Here is a 15418-nt window from a genome sequence, read left to right on the forward strand (position 1 = left end):
CACCCATGCCGGACCACTCGGCGAAGCACGCCGCGCCTCAGCCCGCCGGAAGCGGATCGCAGCGGGCCGCGTTCGTCATCACACTGATCTGCGCCGCCCAGTTCGTGCTGCAACTGGACTTCAGCATCGTAAACGTGGCGCTGCCGTCGGTTCAGTGGGAGCTGGGCATGCCTGCAGCGCAGTTGCAGTGGATCGTCACCGGTTACGCGCTGTCCTTCGGGTCGTTGCTGCTGGCGGGCGGCCGCCTGGCGGACCTGCTCGGCCGACGGCAGGTGCTGACCGTCGGCCTGGCCCTGTTCGGGATCGCTTCGCTGGCCTGCGGTCTGGCGCAGTGGCCGATCATGCTGATCGCCGCCCGGATCGTGCAGGGCGCGGCCGGGGCGATGGTCTCCCCGGCCGCGCTGTCGCTGCTGACGACGACCAGTGCGGAAGGGGCAGCGCGCCACCGGGCGCTGGCGATCTGGCAGGCCACCACCGCGGCGGGCGCGACCGCCGGGATCGTGGCGGGCGGGCTACTCACCCAGTACTTCGGCTGGCGGGCTGTCTTTCTGATCAACCTGCCGGTCATCGCCGTCATCCTCGCGCTGGTCCCGCACCTGCCGGCCGGGAAGCGGTCCGGTGGCGGCAGCCTCGACGTGCGCGGGGCACTGCTAGTGACCACGGGCATCGCGGCGCTGATCTTCGGCCTGAGCAGCGGGCAGCAGCACGGCTTCACCACGCCCGCCACCCTCGTCGCTCTCGCCTTCGCGGTGCTGCTGACCACGGGCTTCGTGGTCGTCGAAAAGCGATCGGCGACCCCGATGCTGCCCCTGCCGATCTTGGCGGAGCCGGCCCGGCGGGCCGCGATCGCTGCCATGCTGCTGATCGGCGCCATCCTGGCCGGCTACGTATACTTCGCGTCGCTCTACCTGCAGAGGGTGCTGGAATTCAGCCCGGTGGCGACCGGACTGGCACTGGTCCCGTCGACCGGCACCGTCGTGCTGGTCTCCACCTTCGGCACACGCTGGCTGACGGCCCGGTTCAGCGTCAGGGCCCTGCTGCTCGCCGGGCTGGCCTGCATGGGAGCCGGGCAGCTGTGGCTCGCCCAGATCACCGCCGGGGCCGGCTACCCGGCGGCCGTACTGCCCGGCATGGTGCTGACCGCGGTAGGGGTCGGGCTCGCCCTGCCGACCGCCTCGATCGCGATCACCAACGGTGTCCGGGCCGGCGAGCAGGGGCTGGCCGGGGCGCTGTTCACCACCAGCCAGCAGACCGGCGCCGCTGTCGGCCTTGCGGTCCTCGCCACCGTCGCCGCGGCCGCCACCGGCCACAGCGGCTCCCCGGTGGACGGCTACCGCCTGTCGTTCCTCATCGCGACCGCTCTCGCGGTCCTCGCCACGATCATCGTCGCGCTTCAGCTTGGCTCGACACCCCGCCGCCTCGAACCCCAGCGCCGGCAGCCCGGCCCCGACGGAACGGCCAATGCGCGGACCGCGGCGCAGCTCGACGAGAGGTGACGGGACCGACGGGGGCCGCCTGGCAGCGTCGCCCCCGGCCAGCCGACGCCAGGCCGGGGGCGCGCCTCGATTCAGGGCGAGACGCGGGTTTCCGCAGTTCGGCAGCGCCGAAGGATACGTTGAACCGATCGCACCAGATACGCACGCTCGTGTACTTCTCGAGATCTCGGCGGCAGCGGGCAGTTGTGGCTGCCTTTGTTGCCCTTGAGCTTGCCGAGGCTGAGAAAGGCTCCGTCGTCGAAAACGTCCCGTCCATCCTTGCCCGGCTTCACTGTCGCGTCCGTGATCCAGACTTTGAGGTCAGGGCCGTTGCCGGTGTCCAGATCTTCCAGGCGCGGCGCCCGGGAACCATCCGGCAACAACTGGACACGCTGCCGGGCCCTGGAAGTGGTGTACGGCAACCCACCTTATCCGGATGTTTGCCCGGCGCCGGAGTGAGGGTCTCAAACTGAGACGGCCACATGGTCTGCTTGGACACGCTGGCCCCGTAGACCTCGGCCAGGTGCGCGAAGATGTCGCCGTGCGTCAGTCCCCGCGCGGACAGCGACAGCACCATCTCGTCGACCCCGGTCAGACGCCGCTGGCGCTTCTTGACGATCTGCGGCTCGAAGCTGCCGTCACCGTCCCGCGGCACCGCGATCTCGACCGGGCCGACGCCGGTCAGCACCGTCTTGGCGCGCACCCCGTTGCGGGAGTTCCCGCAGCCGGCGCCGGCCGAATCGTGCATCTCGTAGCCGAGATGGTCGGTTATCTCGCCCTCCAAGGCGGACTCCAGCACGCGCTTGGTCAGCTGCTGCAAGAGCCGCCCTCACCAGCCAACTGGAGGCCGCTCGCGCGGGCCCGATCGACCAGCTGCCCGATCAACTGGTCGATCAGCAGATCCGCCGACAGCTCGACCGGGCGGACCTCTTCAACCGCCTCGACAAAGGCAGTCACGCCGCTCATCAGGAGTTCTTCCTTGATCGGGAGTTACACCGCTCTTTTTACAGTCCCGGAGCACGAGGAGTTTCCCGCCCCGAGGGTTTCGTAGAGGTCTGCGAGGTAAGGCGACCAGCCGGAGCCGCCCGTTTCGCCCCCCGTTCGGGCGGTTCCCCGAGAGGCTCCCCCCTCTCGGCGGTCACGCCTTGCAAGCCGGGGCCTGCTCGACTCAGGCCCCGGCCGGCGAGGAGGTCACATGGACGAGACGACCCGCATGCACCGCCCCGGCGAGAAAGTCCCCGCCAGCGGCATCTACGAATGCACCTGCGGTCAGGGCCACCGCTTCACCATCACGAGCACAAACGTGCAGGGCCACACCTTCCCGCCGGTACCGGAAAACTGCTCCGGAGTCGGCTGGAACCTGCTGATGCCCGCCCGCGCGGAGCGCAGCCCGTAAGACAGCCGATGCGCCCGCCTGGCCGTGCGGGGCCAAGGCAAGCGGTCAAGGCGGGCCTCAGACGCGGTCCCGTCAAACGCTGACCCGCCTGCCGCGGCAGGACCGCCACCCTTAGGAACGACCATGCACATCAACAGCATCACCGCCCGCCGGGTCGCAGCCGCCGCCCTCGCGGCACCTATCCTCGCGCTCGTCGGGGTCGGCACGGCCGCTGCCGCGCCACAGCAGACCGCCACCGCCAACGCCACCCACCAGTCCGTCGTCGACCACGGCGGCTGCTGGGGTTACGGCTGTGGCTACGGCGGATACGGATACGGCGGCTATGGCTACGGACCCGGATTCGGGTACGGACCTGGCTACGGCTATGGATACGGACCCGGCTATGGCAACGGCGTCATAGTGATACTCGGGTAACCGCACGGCTGGAACCTCATGATCCCCGCCCGCGCGGAGCGTAGCCCGTAGACCCCCAAGCAGCCCGCCCGGTTACGTGGTGAGTGCCGGGCGGGCGCCCCACGCGGCCCCGCCGGCGCGTCCTTCCCAAACCTCGGCGGGGCCGCCCTACTGCCCGGGGCCCTCGGCCGACGCCACCCGCCCGCGCCCCGCCAATTTCACGCCCTCACCCCAACGCCGCATTTGTTCCTGGAGCCACTCATCACATAGCGGATTGCCCCGACGCCGTAACGGACGCAGGGCTCGAAGCACTTCCGGCAACTGCCGTTCGCGATCCTCGGAGCGGTAGGAGTGGCCATGCCGCGCCCCCTAACCCCGGGCACTGACAGCCGACCGATTAATCACGTTCGGTGTTCTGGCGAACGCGTGCTGCTACCCTCGACCCAAGCGAAATCCACGGGAATCTGACCCCCGCCGGCCCGGCACCCCACGCCGCCGAGCCACCCCAACGGCCCCTCTTCAGGCCGTGCTCAAGCAGCCCCCGCCGGTCACCCGGCTGGGGCCGCACCCGTTCAGACCTGCCGCCCGCGGTGCCGGACGAGTCACGGTGCCGTGACCGCCACCCGGCGGACCTCAACCCTCGTGATCGTGACACCAGGCGCTGTCCAGTCAGTCGCCCGGCGGAGTCGCCTCGCGCGCATGCTCCTCGGTGTCGAACAACGGGGTGTCTTCTCCAGCCCATTCGGCGATGCTCCAACAGTTTTTGCGTGGCAGGTCCGACAGCAGCCCCAGCATCAGATCCCGTACCCGACGCCGGGGTTCAACCCGGGCGAACCGGCCGGCTATCCGGCTCATCAGGCCCTCGAACGCTTCCTGCCAGCGAGCAGGGTCCACGCTGTGACCTGCAGCCATCGCAAGATCGTTAGTCTTCATCCACCGAGATCAGCGGTGGCCCGCAGCCTTCCCGCAGCCGACCCACGAGCGAGATCACGGTCTATGGCTGGAGGTCGCGCTGGTACCAAGTGCCTGACTTGCCGCCGAGATCGGCCGGGGTGGCAGGGCCAACCGAGACGAACCCGGCCTTGGCCAAGACTTTCTGGGACGCGGCGTTGTCATGGGAGGTGGCCGCTCGCAGTGTGAGCAGGCCGTGCATCGCCTCCGCCATCCGGCACAGCTCCCGGACGGTTGCGGTCGCCACGCCGCGGCCGGCGACCCGCTCCGCGACCCGGTAGCCGAGTCTGGCAGTGCCGTCCTCCACGTCGTACAGGTTGAACCTGCCGAGTACCGAGCCGTCCTCGGCGACGAGCACGTAGAAGGCGCAGATGCCGGCCTCCTGCTCGGCCAGCGAGGCGTTGTACCGGTCGGTGAACTGGTCGAAGAAGTCGTCGCCGCGGTCGGAGATCGAGGCAGCGAAGTAGGCGCGGTTCGCCAGCTCGAAGGCCAGGACCGCCGGGGCGTGGCCAGCATGCAGCGGCTTCAGCTTGGGCATTGCCCGACCTTACCCAGATGGTCCGCTGAGGCCACCTGGTTTTGCAGACAGCTCCAAGACCAGGGCACATAACGATCTACGACTGGAGAACTAGTCGAACTCGCCCTCGCGTACGCCTTCCCGGAAAGCCCTCCACTCCTCTGCCGTGAATCGCAGGGGCGGCAGGTCCCTGTTCTCGGAATCACGGATGGCGACGTCTCCGTCACCGAGCTCTGCGACTTCGACGCACTCCGGCAGATAGCCGCTCTTGCTGCTCTCGAGCTACCTGGCTCTACTACGTGGTGCACGAAGCGTGGGACGCGATACAAGCCAAGGAACTTGCGGCGTATGGGGGCCGCCGAAGATGTATGCCTCGGATATCTTCCAGAGGCCAACGACGCAGTACGGGTTACGGTCCAACAGCTTCGCGAGGACGGCATCGGTCGCCAGCACCTTGTGTCCGGCATGTGAAGGGGAGCACCGCCCGTCACTGGGCCGACGTTGCTGCGAGCGTCGAGCCCCCCGCCTGAACACAATCAGCTACGACCTATCGACAATGCGTTGACACGAGACTGACAGTCCCTGTCGGCGTTGCCCGGAAGCCGAACACGGCTTCCGGGCATCGCGTTCGTGCCGTCATCAGTTGCTACGGGTCAGCCTGAGAGTCACCAATTGGAAGGGTCGCAGCAGGAGTTCTACGGCGCCGTCGACCAGCTCCGGACCGGCCGCCCCGGCCGACGGCCGCTCCAGCAGGTCGGTCGCGGTGACGTCGGCCGCCGTGAAGTTGGGCCGCAGCCGTGCGGTCGCCCTCCCGCCCCGGGACTCGTACACCCGGACGATCACATCGCCGCTCTCGTCGTCCGCGAGCTTGACCGCGCTCACGACCACCGCGTCGTTGTCCACGGTGACCAGAGGCTCGACCGCGGCGGTGCCCGGCACGCGGCGCTCGGGCAGGTTGATGCCGTAGCCCTCGGCGACCGCGTCGCCGATCGAGGCCCCGGGCGCCAGGGCGTGCCGGAAGCGGTGCACCCCCTGGTCGGTCTCCGGGTCGGGGAAGCGCGGAGCGCGCAGCAGCGAGACCCGCACGGTGGTGGTGGTCCCGCCGTCCTCGCTACGCACGGTGCGCGTCACGTCGTGCCCGTAGGTGGAGTCGTTGACCAGGGCGACCCCCCAGCCCGGCTCCTCGACGTGGACGAAGCGGTGGTTGCACGCCTCGAATTTGGCCGCGTCCCAGCTGGTGTTGGTGTGTGTGGACCGGAAGACGTGTCCGAACTGGGTCTCGGAGGCGTATCGCTCGGCGTGCACGTCCAGAGGGAAGGCGGCCTTGAGGAACTTCTCGGTCTCGTGCCAGTCCACCTCCGTGTCGATGTCGAGGCGCTTGGCGCCCGGAGCCAAGGACAGCAACTGGGTGACCGAGGAGGAGCCGAAGCGGCGCACCACTCGTACCGACGCGGTGCCGTCGCCGGCCGGGACCAGCTCCTCCAGGTCGGTCAGGTCGGTGACGGTGTTCCGGTAGAACTCGTCGACGTCCCAGGCATCCCACTGGTTGGGGAAGTCGGGGTGCAGCTGCAGCAGGTTGGCCGCCGTTCCGGGGGCCACGGCCTCTCGGCGTGCGCTGAGGTCGAACGCGGAGACGACCAGGCCGCGCCCGTCGATCTCCACCCGCAGCAGGCCGTTGTCGAGGACGAATCCGCCGCCGTCCCGGGGCAGCGGTGCCGTGGCCACAGCCGCGGCCACGGGGGCGGCGCCGCCGGCGGACACGCCGGCACGGGTGTGCGGCGCGGCGTTGAAGACCAGTTCGCCGCCCGTGGCCGGGCCCGCCAGGGCACGCTGCGCGGCGTCGATGATGCCGAGCAGTTCCTCGGCGACGGCGGCGTACGTGGCGCGGGCCTCGCGGTGCACCCAGGCGATCGACGAGCCGGGAAGGATGTCGTGGAACTGGTGCAGCAGCACCGTCTTCCAGAGCCGGTCCAACTGCTCGTACGGGTAGCTGAAGCCGGTCCGCACGGTGGCGGAGGCCGCCCACAGTTCGGCCTCGCGCAGCAGGTGTTCGCTGCGCCGGTTGCCCTGCTTGGTCTGGGCCTGGCTGGTCAGCGTGGCACGGTGCAGTTCGAGGTAGAGCTCGCCCACCCACACCGGCGGGTCGGGGTACTCGGCCTCGGCCTTGGTGAAGAACTCGCGGGGGGTCTCCCAGTGGACCGTCGCCGAACCGTCGAGGTCGCGCATCCGGGCGGCCTTGGCGATCATCTCGCGGGTGGTACCGCCGCCCCCGTCTCCCCAGCCCGTCGGCGCGAGGGAGTGCCGGGCCCTGCCCTTCTCCTTGAAGTTCCGCGCGGCGTGCGCGATCTCGCTGCCCTTCATCGAGCAGTTGTAGGTGTCGACGGGCGGGAAGTGCGTGAAGATCCGCGTGCCGTCGATGCCTTCCCAGGTGAAGGTGTGGTGCGGGAACTTGTTGATGGTGCTCCAGGAGATCTTCTGGGTGAGCAGCCACTTCGACCCGGCGGCCTTGATGATCTGAGGCAGGCCGGCGGCGAAGCCGAAGGTGTCGGGCAGCCACGCCTCCTCGTTCTCGATGCCGAATTCCTCGAGGAAGAAGCGCTTGCCGTGAACGAACTGGCGGGCCATCGCCTCGGAGCCGGGCATGTTGGTGTCGGACTCCACCCACATGCCGCCCGCCGGGATGAAACGCCCCTCCGCGACGGCCTTCTTGACCTTCGCGTACACCTCGGGGCGGTGCTCCTTGATCCACGCGTACTGCTGGGCCTGGGACATGGTGTAGACGAAGTCGCCCTCGTCCTCCAGCAGGGCCGTCATGTTGGACGTGGTACGGGCGACCTTCCGCACGGTCTCGCGCAGCGGCCACAGCCAGGCGGAGTCGATGTGCGCGTGCCCGACCGCGCTGATGCGGTGCGCGGTGGGCCGCGCGGGTACGGCGAGGACGCCGGCCAGCCGCTCGCGAGCGGCGGCCGCGGTGCTGTTCACGTCCTGCAGGTCGATCGCGTCCAGGGCGCGGCTGACCGCGCGCAGGATGTCGTGGCGGCGGTCGGAGTCCTCCGGGAGCTCGACCATGAGCTCGCCGAGCACCTCCAGGTCCTGCACCAGCTCCCAGACCGTCTCGTCGAGAACGGCCAGGTCCATGCGGGTCAGGGTGTACTGGGGGTCGTCCCCGGCGGTGTCCTTGTCGCCGAGCTGCGTCGGCAGGAAGGGGTGGTAGTCGAGCAGGACCGGGTTGGAGGCAGCCTCGATGTGGAGCAGCACCTCCTCACCGCCGGTGGCCGGGGAGGCGATCCGCACCCACTGGTTGCGGGGGTTGAGGCCCTTCACCGGGCTGCCGTCGGGCCGGTAGACCAGGCCCTCGCACTGGAAACCCGGCATGTTCTCGTCGAAGCCGAGGTCCAGGACCGCCTCGACGGTCCGCCCGGCCCACGCCTCGGGCACGGTTCCGGACACACGGAACCAGCTGGTGCCCCAGGGAGCGCCCCAGCGATCGCCGACGGCGACCGGCTCCACGGGGGCGGTCAGGCCCTCGGCGACGGGTACCGGCTCTCCCGGGGCGGTCCACACGGACACCTCGAGCGGTGTCGACTCCGGGTAGAGGGCGGGCCGGATGCGTTCGTCGAGGACGCGCTTGAGGCGGGCTTCGACCAGCTTGCGGTCGTCGTGCATGGGATGGCTCCTGTGCGGGTGGGGCGGAAGGGATGGACGTGAGGTGGGAAGCGCAGCGGCTCAGCGCACCTGATCGGGCCGGACGACCTCGGTGATGCCGCGTGCGGCGAGGTGGGCGGCGTCGTCGGCGCGGGAGGCGAGCACCGCGGCGGGACGGACACCGTCGGCGGTAAGCCGGACGAACGCCTCGTAGAACGCGCCTCCGGGCGCGCACACGGAGCGGTCGGGGGCCGCATCGTCGTCGCCGACGTCGACGGCGAGCGCGGTGGTCCGGGGCGCCGGCCGGCGCGGTTCGGCACGGCGCTCCCCCACGATCCTCCGGATGGCCTCGCCGGCCGGCTTGACCTTGCCCTCGTTGGTCAGCAGGCCGAGGGAGTACTCGAGTTCGGGGAAGTCGGCGAGGTCGCGGGAGACATCATGCGAGCACCACCAGGTGATGCCCCACACGTCCTCGCAGTCCAGGGCGTTCGCGACGGTGGCCTCGGTGAAGTCCGCGGCGTGCTCGGCGGGTATCAGGGGTGCGGGCGCGCCGACCTCCTGGAGCCAGACCGGGCGGTGCGGGTCGCCGGCCCATGCCTTGGACAGCTCGATGAGGTAGGCGGCGTGGTGTTCGGTGGCCGTTCCGGTGCGGCCGTGCCGCTGGGCCGTGCCGTTGAAGACCCACGAGTGCACGGCGGTCATCGCCCCCAGGTTCGCCGCGTGCGCGGGGGTGAAGGGGTGCCCGTCCAGGTACCAGGCGGCGTCGTAGGCGGCGTGCAGGTGCTGCCTGCCGGGGGCGGCGTCCTCGCATGCGGCGAGCACGGTCCGCAGCCAGGCGGCGGCCTGGGCCGGCGTGATCGGGTCGGGGTCGGGATGGGGCGGCCCGGAGAACTGGTTGATCTCGTTGCCGATGGTCATGCCGATGAAGTTGGGCAGGTTGTCGAGGGCGGCGGCCAGCGTGCCCAGGTAGGCGGCCTGGCCGGCGACGACGTCGGGGTCGGTGAAGATGTTGCGACGGTGCCAGGTCTGGGTCCACGCGGGCAGGAAGTCGAAGCTGGACAGATGCCCCTGCAGTCCGTCCACGTTGACGTCGAGCCCGCGTTCGCCGGCGGCCTCGGCGAGCGCGACGAGCTGCTCGACGGCCCGGGGCCGGATCAGGGACCGGTTGGGCTGGAAGACCGGCCACAGCGGGAAGACCCGGACGTGGTCCAGGCCGAGGTCCGCGATCGCGTCGAGGTCCCTGCGCACCGCATCGAGGTCGAAGTCGAGCCAGTGGTGGAACCAGCCCTGGCTGGGCGTGTAGTTGGCGCCGAAGCGCGGTCCTTGGGCGGGCATCGGTACGGGTGTCCTGACTCTCGTGGGGACCTGTTCCGCCGGGGGCGGAGCAGGCGGATGGTCGCGGCCGGTGGGCTGTGCGGGGCCATACGGTCAGCCCTTGACGGCTCCCTCCCCGACGCCGCGGAAGAAGTACCGCTGCAGGGCGCCGAAGAGCACGATCAGGGGGGCCACCGCGATGATGGTCCCGGCGGCCACCAGGCGTTCGTCGTTGGCGAAGGTGCCGTGCAGGTAGTTCAGGCCGACCGTCAGGGTGTACTTCGAGGGGTCGCTCAGCACCACCAGGGGCCACAGGAAGTCGTCCCAGGCGCCCATGAAGGCGAAGATCGCCACCACGGCCAGGGTGCCCCGCGCGGACGGGAGGGCGATGCTCCAGAAGCGCTGCCAGACGTTGGCGCCGTCCATGTATGCGGCTTCCTCCACCTCGTTGGGCAGGTTCCGGAACGCGTTGCGCATCAGCAGCACATTCAGCGCGCCGACAGAGCCGGGGAGCAGTACGCCGATCAAGGTGTTGTTCAGGCCGAGGTCGCGTACGAAGGTGAACTGGGCGATGATCAGGCCCTCCACGGGCACCAGCATCGCCAGCACGAACGCCAGGAGGAGCGCGCGCCGTCCGCGGTGCTGCAGCCGGGCCAGGGCGTAACCCGCGAGCGCCGCGCCGACGCAGTTGGTGACGACGCTGGACACCGCCACGGTGAGCGAGTTGAGCGCGTAGTCCCACACCGGGATGGTCTCGGAGACGCGCCCGAAGTTGTGCAGGGTGGGCTGCTGCGGCAGGAACGAAGGGGGCGTACTGAAGATGTCCTCGTGGGGGCCCTTCAGCGAGGTCGACAGCTGCCATAGGAACGGTCCCACGCTGATGGCCAGGACGGCGAGCAGCAGCAGGTAGCGCAGAACGAGTTCGGGGACCCGCACGCGGCGGCCGTCGGCGTCCAGCACTCCGCGTCGCGGCCGGCGACCGGCGGCCGGTGTGGTGGCGGGAACCGTGGGGGTGTCGGTGGCGCTGGTCACGCGTCCTCCTTCCGGTCGGCGCGCAGGGTCAGCAGCATCAGCGCGACCACCACCACGAAGATGACGACGGAGATGGCCGAGGAGTACCCGACCCGCCCGGTCAGTCCGGTGCCGGTGCGCTGGACGAGCATCACCAGCGTGGTGTCCTCGCCTGCGGGGCCGCCGTTGGGCCCGGCGAGGACGTACACCTCGGTGAAGACCTTGAAGGCGGAGACCGCGGAGAGTGCCGCGACCAGCACCATCGTGGAGCGGACGGCCGGAACGGTGACGGTGAGGAAGCGGCGCAGGGCTCCCGCGCCGTCGACCGCGGCCGCCTCGTGCAGCTCGCGCGGGACGTCGGCGAGCGCCGCCAAGTAGATGATCATGTAGTAGCCCAGACCCTTCCAGATCGTCAGGGCCATGGCACTCAGCAGCAGGGTCCACTGCTCGCCCAGGAAGTTGACCGGGCTCCCGCCTACCGCCGTGACGATGGAGTTGAGCAGGCCGCGGTCGTCGAGCAGCCACACCCAGATCAGGCCGACCACGACCACCGAGGCGACGACGGGCGTGTAGAAGGCGGCGCGGAAGAAGGTGATGCCGGGTATGCGCCGCTGTACGAGCAGGGCCAGCAGCAGTGGCAGGATCACCAACGCCGGGACCACGCCCGCCACGTACAGGGAGCTGTTGCGCAGCCCGATCCAGAACGCGTCGTCGTGGAGCAGGGCCTGGTAGTTCTCGAACCCGACGAAGCTGCCGCCGACGAGCGTCCGGCGGTCGGTCAGCGAGTTGTACAGGGTGCTGCAGAACGGCCAGAGGCTGAACGCGCACACCACGATCAGGCCCGGCGCGGCGAACAGCCACGGGCTCCACCAGCGGTGGCGGCGGATCCCGCGGGAGCGCGGCCGTCCGGAGCCGGAGCTCCGGACGGCCGCGGTCCGCGGACCGCCGGCGATCGTTCCAGGGGCGGTCGAGGACGTCATGGCGTATCCCGGTCAGCTCTGGGCGAGGAGCTGGTCGGCTTGCTTGACAGCGTTGTCAAGCGCTTCCTTGGGGCTCTCCTTGCCCTGCAGCGCCTTGGCCACCTCGTTGCCGAGGGCGGTCTTCATCTGGTCGCTGAACTGCACCGGGGTGTAGTTCACGGCGTTGGCGAGGGAGCTGGCCGCCGCGATCCGCACCCGGGTCTCGTCCGTGCCGTCCTCCTTCGTGAAGTACGGGTCCTTCAGAGCACCGGCCGTGCTCGGGAAGATCGCGACCTGCTTGGCGAAGGCCATCTGCCGTGTGTTGTCGGTGACGAAGTGGGCGAAGGCGATGGAGGCCGCCTTCTGCTTGGCCTTGGAGTTCACCATCATGCTCTGCACGTAGACGTTGACCTTGCCGGTGTTGGTTATCTGGTCGGTGATCCCGATGTTCTTGTAGAGCGTCGGCGCCTGTGTCTTGAAGTTCTTGAGGTCCAGCGCGCTACCGGGGTTCATGGCGACCGCGCCGGTGAGGAACTTGTGGCCGGCCGACTCGGGGGTGGCGGTCAGGGCCTGCGGGTCCAGTGCGTGCGCGTCGTACAGCTTCTTGTAGTGCGTGAGCAGTTCGACGCCCTTGGCGTCGTTGAAGGTGAACGCGGTGCCGTCCTTGTTGACCAGTTGGGCCCCGTAGCGGCCGAAGTCCTCGATGGTGGGCACGTTGGACAAGGTGGCCACCTTGCCCTTGCTGTTCTCGGAAATGGCGAGGGCGTCGGCGAACAGGTCGTCGTAGGTCTTCGGCGGCTTCTCCGGATCCAGCCCGGCCTCCTTGAACAGCGCCTTGTTGTAGAACAGCGGGCCGGTGTTCAGATACCACGGGAAGGCGTAGGTGCCCTCCAGGCCCGGGACGGCGTCGGCGGACCAGGCGCCGGCCAGGTACTCGGACTTGTACTGGGCGGCGTCCTTGTCGAGGTCCAGGGCCAGACCGGCCTTGGCGAGCGGCGCCAGCAGGTCGGGGGTGACGTTGACGACGTCGGGGAGAGTCCCGCCCGATGCGTCGGCACTGAGCTTCTCCGCATAGCCGTCGGCCGGCTGGTCGACCCACTTGACGTGGGTGCCCGGGTACTTCTTCTCGAAGTCGGCGATGACGCCGTTGAAGTAGCCCGCGAAGTTGGCCTTCAAGTTCCAGGTCTGGAAGGTGATCGTGCCCGTCACCTTGCCTGACGAGTCGGTGGACGCATCTCCCCCGCCGCTCCCGCAGGCGGCGAGGGAGAACGTCGCGGCGGCGACGACGGCGGTGGCTACCGCCTTGTAGGAAGAACGCACGGTGGACGGCTCCTTTGCTCGGACCTTGCGCGTGGATGACGCCCCGGGGCTGGGCCGGCCGGGTGCGCACGTGGAGGAGACCATTCCAGCCGTCGCGGGGAAAGTCAACGAATTCCCTGGAGGTTTCTTCCTGGTCGATGCATATGAGCAGGTCGGAGCGGGTGTGAGAGGCGTCTTGCACTCGCAACTAATGCGCTTTAGGGCCGGTCCACTGAAGCGCTTTAGTTCCGTCCGCCGGTTCTGGGTCGGAAAAGCACGCGCGGAGCCGTACGATGTGTGCTCACGTGCAGGGAAGGGGACCACTCGCGGTGGCAGACGAGCAGCAGGGCAGAGACGTGGCCGATGCGCCGGGGCACGGCCGTCCGGCCGGGCGCCGCCGTCCCACGATCAAGAACATCGCCCAGCGGGCGGGGGTGTCCGAGAGCGCTGCTTCGTTTGCGCTCAACGGCCGTCCCGGCGTCTCCGAGGCCACGCGCGACCGCGTACGCCGCGTCGCCGAGCAGCTCGGCTGGCGACCCAGCGCCGCCGCACGGGCCCTGTCCGGCGAGGGGGCGGCGACGGTGGGCCTCGTACTGGCCCGGCCCGCCGAGACCCTGGGCGTCGACTCGTTCTTCCTGCAACTGGTCTCGGGTATCCAGGAGGTGCTGGCCCCGCGTCATCTGGGCCTGCTGCTCCAGGTGGTGGAGGACACCGAAGCCGAGTGCGGTGCCTACCGTCGCTGGTGGGCCGAGCACCGCGTCGACGGGGTACTGGTCGTCGACCCGCGCACTGACGATCCGCGCCCCGCCCTGCTCGATGAACTCGGCCTCCCCGGCGTGGTGATCGGCGCCCTTCCGGAGTCCGACCCCGGTGCGCACCACCGTCTGTCACAGGTGCGGGTCGAGGACGCGCAGGCCATGGCCGCCGTGGTCGGCCGCCTGCACGCCCTTGGCCACCGGCGCATCGCCCATGTCGCGGGTCTTCCGACCCTGGCTCACACCGCTCGCCGCATCGAGTCGCTCACGAAGGAGGCGGCACGCCAAGGGCTGGCTTCGGCACGGTCCGTGGTGACGGACTACTCCGACGCCGAGGGCGCCGCCGTCACACGCCGGGTGCTACAGGAGCCCGATCCGCCCACGGCGATCATCTATGACAACGACGTGATGGCGGCAGCGGGTTGGGGGGCGGCCGTCGGCCTGGGCCGCGACGTGCCCGGCGACGTCTCCATCGTCTCCTGGGAGGACTCAGCTGTGTGCCGCCTGGTCCAGCCATGGCTGACCGCGCTGTCCCGCGACGCGGTGGCCTTCGGCCGGACCGCGGCCGAGGAACTGACCGCCCTCCTCGACGGCGGCGTGGCCCGCGAGGTGAGTCTGCCGTTGCCCCGGCTCATCGAACGCGGCAGCACCGCCTCCGCGCCGTCCCGCGCCCTGAGCGAGGGGTCATCCGCAACGTGACTCCCTTGCGCGACCGGCCCCCGACCAACGCGAGGAGATCGAAGTGGCGCGCACGGTCCTGCGCAAGGTCCACGCGAGCCGGGACCACGAGCTGCTGCCGCTGACCGTGATCCGCAAGGACACCCCGGATGCTGGCTGAGATGTCCGCGAAGCCCTTCCAGGGGGCGCCCGCGGAGGTCCTCCTGCCGCACGTCAACGAGACAGCGCTCGTCAAGCGCGGTCGCGTCCGCAGGGCCGTTCAGGGCATGCCCGCGGCAACTGGCGCATCGCCTACGCCGCCGTGGCCCGCGAAGCGGACGTCTCCATCTGGCTCGCCCATACCTCAGCCTGTGCGCACGCTTTAACCAGGCGCCGGCCCGCCAGGCCGCCCAGAGCTATGAGAGCGGGCGCAAGGTCCCCACCAGCAGCAAGCACACCGACCTGCTTCTCGCCCGCCAGGAGATCACAACGGCTCCGAACCGAGTACGGCCAGGTGCAGCCGCAGGCCAGCGTTCACGTCGGGCAACAGGTCGCACTCGGCGACCCTGCCCGGGCAACCGGTGGCGGGGCGTGCGGTCGGCTTCGACCAGGGCGCAGGTGGGTGCGTACGGGTGCCGGCCAGCCTCGGCGTGGGCGCGGTGGATGAGGCGGTAAGCGAGGATGTTGCCATGGCCGGCGGCGACCATGGCGGCGTCGTCCAGGACGACGTGTTCGGTCTGGTTCACCGGGTGGTCGTGGCCTGGGTGAGGCGGCGGTCGAGTTCGGCGTCCAGGTCGTCCCGCTCGACGGGGGTGGGGGCGTAGCCGTTCCAGGCGTTCAGCACGGCACGGGCCTGCTCGGCACGCTCCGCGGGGGGTGCGGACGTCGGCATTCCGTCCGCACCCCCCCCGCCCCGTGCCCGCCCGCCCCGAGCCGGTCAGATGGCCTCGCAGCGCTGCGGCCCACACACAGTGCACCGGGACCAACATGACCGCCACCGCCAACACCGCCTCTCCAGCTGCACCACACGAGCATGCGAAAGACCA

11 protein-coding genes and 5 pseudogenes are annotated in these 15418 nt (G+C 69.9%); 4 read left to right on the top strand and 12 right to left on the bottom strand.

All coding sequences use genetic code 11. The annotated features are described in order from the left end of the window. Nucleotides 1-5: 5 nt before the first annotated feature. The gene (locus PV350_RS19640; protein ID WP_500335116.1) at nt 6-1496 is read left to right on the top strand and encodes an MFS transporter; all 1491 of its coding nucleotides are present in this window, start codon (nt 6-8) and stop codon (nt 1494-1496) included. An 88-nt stretch (nt 1497-1584) separates the two neighbouring features. Here PV350_RS19640 and PV350_RS19645 read toward each other — a convergent pair. Both PV350_RS19645 and PV350_RS19650 read right to left on the bottom strand, forming a co-directional pair. Continuing rightward, a pseudogene (locus PV350_RS19645) lies at nt 1585-1867 on the bottom strand (DM13 domain-containing protein); the annotation flags it as partial. An 89-nt stretch (nt 1868-1956) separates the two neighbouring features. Beyond that, nucleotides 1957-2441: pseudogene (locus PV350_RS19650) on the bottom strand (transposase); the annotation flags it as partial. Nucleotides 2442-2670: 229 nt separating this feature from the next. Here PV350_RS19650 and PV350_RS19655 point away from each other — a divergent pair. Further along, nucleotides 2671-2871, top strand: coding sequence for a hypothetical protein (locus PV350_RS19655; RefSeq protein ID WP_499516492.1), 201 nt, complete (start codon nt 2671-2673; stop codon nt 2869-2871). A 123-nt stretch (nt 2872-2994) separates the two neighbouring features. Then, entirely contained in the window at nt 2995-3285 is a 291-nt protein-coding gene (locus PV350_RS19660; protein WP_500335118.1) for a hypothetical protein, read from the top strand. 699 nt (nt 3286-3984) lie between these two features. On the opposite strand, the pseudogene PV350_RS19665 reads toward PV350_RS19660, so the two are convergent. The 8 genes and pseudogenes from PV350_RS19665 to PV350_RS19700 all read right to left on the bottom strand — a co-directional run. Beyond that, nucleotides 3985-4119, bottom strand: a pseudogene (locus PV350_RS19665) (IS701 family transposase); the annotation flags it as partial. Nucleotides 4120-4258: 139 nt separating this feature from the next. After that, on the bottom strand, nt 4259-4753 hold the full coding sequence (locus PV350_RS19670) for a GNAT family N-acetyltransferase (RefSeq protein WP_499516490.1): 495 nt from the start codon (nt 4751-4753) through the stop codon (nt 4259-4261). A 90-nt stretch (nt 4754-4843) separates the two neighbouring features. Then, nucleotides 4844-4996 (bottom strand): annotated as a pseudogene (locus tag PV350_RS19675) (DUF397 domain-containing protein); the annotation flags it as partial. Nucleotides 4997-5371: 375 nt separating this feature from the next. Further along, on the bottom strand, nt 5372-8398 hold the full coding sequence (locus tag PV350_RS19680) for an alpha-mannosidase (protein ID WP_499516489.1): 3027 nt from the start codon (nt 8396-8398) through the stop codon (nt 5372-5374). Between the two features lie 60 nt (nt 8399-8458). Beyond that, entirely contained in the window at nt 8459-9712 is a 1254-nt protein-coding gene (locus PV350_RS19685) for a glycoside hydrolase 5 family protein (RefSeq protein ID WP_499516488.1), read from the bottom strand. 93 nt (nt 9713-9805) lie between these two features. Next, on the bottom strand, nt 9806-10723 hold the full coding sequence (locus PV350_RS19690) for a carbohydrate ABC transporter permease (protein WP_499516487.1): 918 nt from the start codon (nt 10721-10723) through the stop codon (nt 9806-9808). Beyond that, complete coding sequence (locus PV350_RS19695; RefSeq protein WP_499516486.1) at nt 10720-11682, bottom strand: carbohydrate ABC transporter permease; 963 nt, start codon at nt 11680-11682, stop codon at nt 10720-10722. Before PV350_RS19695 ends, PV350_RS19690 begins: the two co-directional genes overlap by 4 nt. Nucleotides 11683-11694: 12 nt before the next feature. Then, the gene (locus tag PV350_RS19700) at nt 11695-12981 is read right to left on the bottom strand and encodes an ABC transporter substrate-binding protein (RefSeq protein WP_499516485.1); all 1287 of its coding nucleotides are present in this window, start codon (nt 12979-12981) and stop codon (nt 11695-11697) included. A gap of 386 nt (nt 12982-13367) precedes the next feature. On the opposite strand from PV350_RS19700, the gene PV350_RS19705 reads away from it, so the two are divergent. After that, on the top strand, nt 13368-14414 hold the full coding sequence (locus tag PV350_RS19705) for a LacI family DNA-binding transcriptional regulator (RefSeq protein ID WP_499517055.1): 1047 nt from the start codon (nt 13368-13370) through the stop codon (nt 14412-14414). A gap of 476 nt (nt 14415-14890) precedes the next feature. On the opposite strand, the pseudogene PV350_RS19710 reads toward PV350_RS19705, so the two are convergent. Both PV350_RS19710 and PV350_RS19715 read right to left on the bottom strand, forming a co-directional pair. Next, nucleotides 14891-15079, bottom strand: a pseudogene (locus PV350_RS19710) (hypothetical protein); the annotation flags it as partial. Between the two features lie 35 nt (nt 15080-15114). Continuing rightward, entirely contained in the window at nt 15115-15264 is a 150-nt protein-coding gene (locus PV350_RS19715) for a hypothetical protein (RefSeq protein WP_500335122.1), read from the bottom strand. Nucleotides 15265-15418 lie beyond the last annotated feature (154 nt).

Source organism: Streptomyces sp. PA03-6a, assembly GCF_033792765.1.
In the GTDB taxonomy this organism is placed as follows: Bacteria; Actinomycetota; Actinomycetes; order Streptomycetales; family Streptomycetaceae; genus Actinacidiphila.

Bases quoted from the DNA above. Each gene is read 5' to 3' on its own strand.
- PV350_RS19715 (WP_500335122.1), bottom strand. From the start codon at position 15,264: ATGCCGACGTCCGCACCCCCCGCGGAGCGTGCCGAGCAGGCCCGTGCC.
- PV350_RS19655 (WP_499516492.1), top strand. From the start codon at position 2,671: ATGGACGAGACGACCCGCATGCACCGCCCCGGCGAGAAAGTCCCCGCC.
- PV350_RS19685 (WP_499516488.1), bottom strand. From the start codon at position 9,712: ATGCCCGCCCAAGGACCGCGCTTCGGCGCCAACTACACGCCCAGCCAG.
- PV350_RS19680 (WP_499516489.1), bottom strand. From the start codon at position 8,398: ATGCACGACGACCGCAAGCTGGTCGAAGCCCGCCTCAAGCGCGTCCTC.
- PV350_RS19640 (WP_500335116.1), top strand. From the start codon at position 6: ATGCCGGACCACTCGGCGAAGCACGCCGCGCCTCAGCCCGCCGGAAGC.
- PV350_RS19670 (WP_499516490.1), bottom strand. From the start codon at position 4,753: ATGCCCAAGCTGAAGCCGCTGCATGCTGGCCACGCCCCGGCGGTCCTG.
- PV350_RS19660 (WP_500335118.1), top strand. From the start codon at position 2,995: ATGCACATCAACAGCATCACCGCCCGCCGGGTCGCAGCCGCCGCCCTC.
- PV350_RS19695 (WP_499516486.1), bottom strand. From the start codon at position 11,682: ATGACGTCCTCGACCGCCCCTGGAACGATCGCCGGCGGTCCGCGGACC.